Raw genomic sequence first — 4,583 nt, forward strand, 5'->3', positions numbered from 1 at the left:
ATGCGCTCCAGCCCGGGCGCGTGGCCGTCGGCGTCGGCGGGCAACACGACCTGGGCGCCGCACTTGAGCGCGTCGGTGCTGATGTGGTCGGGGTCGCCGACGATCACCTGCGGGCGATAGCCCGCCTTGCGCAACACGTCCGCGCCGCTGCCGACACCGATCAGCGCCGGCTGGTACTCCTTGATGAACGGCTTGAGCGACTTCAGGTCGTCCTCGGCGCTGGGCTCGTCGGCGACGATCACCACGTGCCGACGACGCAGGTCGACGTCCACGTCGGGGATGCCGATGCCATCGATCAGCAGCGGGCTCTCGCTCTTGATGAACTCGATGGTGTTGCCGGCGAACGCCTCTAGATGGGCGGACAGGCCGCTCTTGGCCTCCCGCATCAGGTCGGCGATGTCGTGATCGGTGCGCTCGGTGCCGCGCACCAGCCTGCGATCGCCCGCGTACACCCCGCCCTCGTGCAGGCGGATCTTGGCGCCGTCTTTGACCTTCTTGAAGATGTCGGGTCCGGCCTCGTCGATCAGGGTCACCCCGTTGTTGACCAGCACCTCGGGCCCCAGATTGGGGTAGCGGCCCGACACCGACGGCGAGGCGTTGACGACCGCGGCGATGTCGGCCTCCACCAGGGCGTCCGCGGTGATGCGATCCAGGTCCAGGATGTCGAGCACGACGATGTCGCCGGGGCAGACCCTGCGCAGCAACCGGTCGATGTTCCGATCGACGCGGGCGGTGCCGACGAGACCCGGCCGGGCAGGGTTACGGGAAAGCAGGCCTGACATCTTCATGGGGGCGATTCTGTCGGTGATGGGTGGGCGAGGTGGGGAGGCGCGCCGTAACACCAGCCTCAGAAGTTATCTAGAGTCCCATTAGTAACAGGTGCATCACGGCTGGGTCGCGCGAGTGTGCGCAGTTGTACGCCCTGAGCGGCGTGTCGACGTACAAACACGCACACTCGCGGAGACTGGTAGGCCCTAGATCTCGTCCTTCTGCGCCGCCTCGAGCAGCTCGCGGGCGTGCGCGCGGCCGCTGTCGGATTCGCCCAGCCCGGCCAGCATCCGCGCCAGCTCGGCGACCCGCTCGTCACCGCCCAGGCGCCGCACCACGCTGGTCCCCTTGGGTCCGGCGGCATGCACCACCAGGTGCACGTCGGCGTACGCCGCCACCTGCGGCAGATGCGTGACCACGATGACCTGGTGGGTGCGCGCCAACCTCGCCAACCGACGTCCGATCTGCACCGCCGCCCGGCCCCCCACGCCCGCGTCGACCTCGTCGAACACCATGGTGGTGCCCGCCGCTTCTTTACGGGACGTGGCCAGCACCACCTCCAGCGCCAGCATCACCCGGGACAGCTCGCCGCCGGAGGCGCTCTTGGCCAGCGGCAGCTGGTCCATCCCGCGGTGCGCCGCGAACCCGAACTCGACCTGGTCGACACCGTCGGCGCCGGCCCGGACGAGCTCGCCCGACGGCAGCCGGAGCACGGCCGAGTCGTCGGCGGCCGACGCGACGTCCGGCACGGCATCCAGGCTCACGTCGATGGTGAATTGAGCGTCGGCCATCGCCAGCCCCGACAGCTCGGCGGTGACCTCCTTGGCGAGTCGCTTGGCGGCCTTGCGCCGCGTGTTGCTGAGATCGACCGCGGCCCGGGCCAATTCGCGGCCGAGCTCGTCGACCCGGGCCGCCAGCACCGTCAAGCCTTCCTCGGTGACGTCGAGTTGGTCGAGCCGTTGCCGCGACTCCTGGGCCCACCGGATCACGCCGTCGATGTCCGCCGCGTACTTGCGGGTCAGTGTGCGCAGTTCGGCTTGGCGGGCCAGCTTGGATTCCAGCGCGCTGGCATCGGCCGGCAGCTCCTCGAGGAAGCCGCCCAGTTCACCGGCCGCGTCGACGAGCACGGTCAGCACCTCGCCGATCTGGCCGGCCAACGCCACCAGCTTCGCGTCGTCGGTGGATTCCAGTGCGGCCCTTGCCTTTCCCAGGCTATCGGTGGCGCCCAGCGCGGCCCCATCGGTTTCGTCGGAGGACAACACCGCGCGGGCGGTGGCGGCGGCTTCGCGCAGGGTGTCCAGTTCGGAGAGCCGCATGATCTCGGCGACCAGGGCGTCGTCCTCACCGGGTTGCGGGCCCACGGCGTCGATTTCGTTGAGGGCGAACGTCAGCCGGTCGGCCTCCAGCGCGAGTTCGCGCATGCGGTTGCGGCGGTCGAGCAGGTCGCGTCGCGCCGACCACCAGGCGTCACGCAGTTTGCAGTAGCGCTCGAGCGCGGGGCCCGCCTTGGCGAAGCGGTCCAGCGCGCCACACTGCTCCTCGGGCCGGATGAGTCGCAGTTGGTCGTTCTGCCCGTGCAAGGTCAGCAGCCCCGCGGTGAAGTCGCCGAGCGACTTCGCGGGCACACTGCGGCCCCCCAGGGAAGCGCGCGACGGCCCGTCGCGGCTGACCGAGCGCAGCGCGATCACGCTGCCGTCCTCGTCGCGTTCCGCGCCCGACGCGTCCAGCATCTCATCGAGCTTCACAACCATGGCCTCGTCGAGATCGGTTGTGCTGAAACGACCTTCGACGACCGCCCGGTCGGCGCCCGATCGGACCCGGGTGGCGTCGGCGCGCGCACCGCCGAGCAGGTGCAGCCCGGTCACCACCATGGTCTTCCCGGTGCCGGTCTCCCCGGTCAGTACGGTCAGGCCGCGGTCGAACTCCCCCACCGCGGAACTGATCGCCCCGAGCGACTCGATGCGGATTTCAGTCAGCATTCAGTCAGAACCCCGTGCTGCGCCGTCAGTTCCCGCGCCACCCGGTCACCGGCAGCCGGAACTTGCGCACCAGCCGGTCGGTGAACGGGGCGCTGTCCAGCCGGGCCCACTTCACCGCCGTGTCACAGCGTTTCACCTCGATCCGGCTGCCCGCCGGGATCAGTATCTCCCGGCGGCCGTCGCAGAACACCAGGGCATCGTGGCCGTCGGCCTCCACCTCGATCGCGATGGTGGCGTTCGGGCTGGTGACCATAGGGCGACCGAACAGCGCGTGAGCGTTGTTGGGTACCACCAGGATTGCCTCGAGGTCTGGCCACAACACCGGACCGCCCGCGGAGAACGCGTAGGCGGTGGATCCCGTCGGCGTCGACACCAGGACGCCGTCGCAGCCGAAGGCGGACACCGGTCGCCCGTCGATCTCGACCACCACCCCCAGCACGCCGAGCCTGGGGCCCTTTTCCAGGCTGACTTCGTTGAGCGCCCAGCCGTGCGCGGAGGCGCGGCCACCCTGGCGCACGACCACGTCGAGCGTCAAGCGGTTCTCCACCCGATAGTCCTGTGCGACAACATGATCCAGTACCCGGTCGATGGCTTCGGCCTCGGCCTCGGCCAAAAAGCCGATCCGGCCCAGGTTCACGCCGAGCACCGGAATACCGGCGTTGCGCGCCAATTCGGCGGCCCGCAAGAATGTCCCGTCGCCACCGAGCACCAGCACCAGTTCGCAGCCCTCGGCGGCCTGCGCGTCGGCGTTGACCACGTCGATCTCCACGCCCATCGCCCGCATGTCATCGGGGGCCAGGTGCAACGGTCCCCGGTCGACCGCCTCGGCGGACAGGACGCGAAGGCCAACCCCGTTGTCGCCCAATGTCTTTTGTACGCGGCGGGCCGTCTCGGTCGCTTCTTCGCGACCGGTGTGGACGACCAGCAACACGGTACGTTCGGCTGGAGTCACTGCGGCCCGCTTTCCACCGCGTGCCGCACCGCCGCCACCAGCGCGTCGCCGGCGAGCGGACGATCGGTCTGGGCGCGCAGCCTAAGAAAATATTCGACGTTGCCCGACGGCCCGGGCAGCGGGCTGGCGGTGACGTCGACGGTGTGCCAACCCAGCTCGCCGGCACGACGCGCGACGGACGAAACGGCATCGGCGCGCAGGCCGGGGTCGTGAACCACACCGCCCGCGCCGACCTGGCCCTTGCCCACCTCAAACTGTGGCTTCACCATGGGAACGATATCCGCGTTCGGTGCGGCACATCCAGCCAGCGCCGGTAACACCGTCGACAGCGAGATGAACGACAGGTCCGCCACCACGAGGTCGGCCGGCCCGCCGATCGCCTCCGGCGTCAGGTCACGCACGTTGGTCCGCTCGACGACGACGACCCGCGAATCGCTGCGCAGCGACCACGCCAGCTGGCCGTATCCCACATCCACGGCAACCACTTCGGTGGCCCCGCGATCCAGCAGGACTTCGGTGAAGCCACCCGTCGACGCGCCCGCATCCAGGCAGCGCCGACCCGCGACGGAAATCTCGAAGGCGTCCAGGGCCCCGATGAGTTTGTGCGCCCCGCGCGAGACCCAGCCGCGTTCGCCGTCGGTGGCCACGGTCAGGGCGGCGGTCACGGCGACGGCGGTGCCGGCCTTGCGCGCGGGCATCCCGTCGATGCTGACCTTGCCGGCGCCGATCAACTCCGCGGCCTGCTGACGCGACCGGGCCAGCCCACGCCGCACCAGCTCGGCGTCAACGCGGGCGCGTCGAGACATGCGCGCACTCAGCCCTTCTCCGCCGACTCCAGCGCAGCCAGCAGGACGTCGTGCGCCTCGGAGAGACGGCGCGCGATC

At 70.1% G+C, this 4,583-nt stretch carries 4 protein-coding genes and 1 pseudogene; all 5 read right to left on the reverse strand.

Annotation, left to right across the window (positions count from 1 at the left end; all coding sequences use genetic code 11):
- On the reverse strand, positions 1–788 hold a 788-nt coding region (steA, locus tag Q0W90_RS23415; protein WP_297776954.1), incomplete at its 3' end, for a putative cytokinetic ring protein SteA.
- Between the two features lie 186 nt (positions 789–974).
- Entirely contained in the window at positions 975–2,747 is a 1,773-nt protein-coding gene (recN, locus tag Q0W90_RS23420; protein ID WP_297594020.1) for a DNA repair protein RecN, read from the reverse strand.
- Positions 2,748–2,772: 25 nt separating this feature from the next.
- Positions 2,773–3,699, reverse strand: coding sequence for an NAD kinase (locus tag Q0W90_RS23425; RefSeq protein ID WP_297594018.1), 927 nt, complete (start codon positions 3,697–3,699; stop codon positions 2,773–2,775).
- A complete protein-coding gene (locus tag Q0W90_RS23430; protein WP_297776958.1) occupies positions 3,696–4,505 on the reverse strand; it encodes a TlyA family RNA methyltransferase in 810 nt (269 codons plus the stop codon). The genes Q0W90_RS23425 and Q0W90_RS23430 overlap by 4 nt, the downstream gene beginning before the upstream one ends.
- A gap of 8 nt (positions 4,506–4,513) precedes the next feature.
- Positions 4,514–4,583, reverse strand: a pseudogene (locus Q0W90_RS23435) (hypothetical protein); the annotation flags it as partial.

Origin of the sequence: Mycobacterium sp., assembly GCF_025933915.1 — a bacterium.
Taxonomy (GTDB): Bacteria; Actinomycetota; Actinomycetes; order Mycobacteriales; family Mycobacteriaceae; genus Mycobacterium.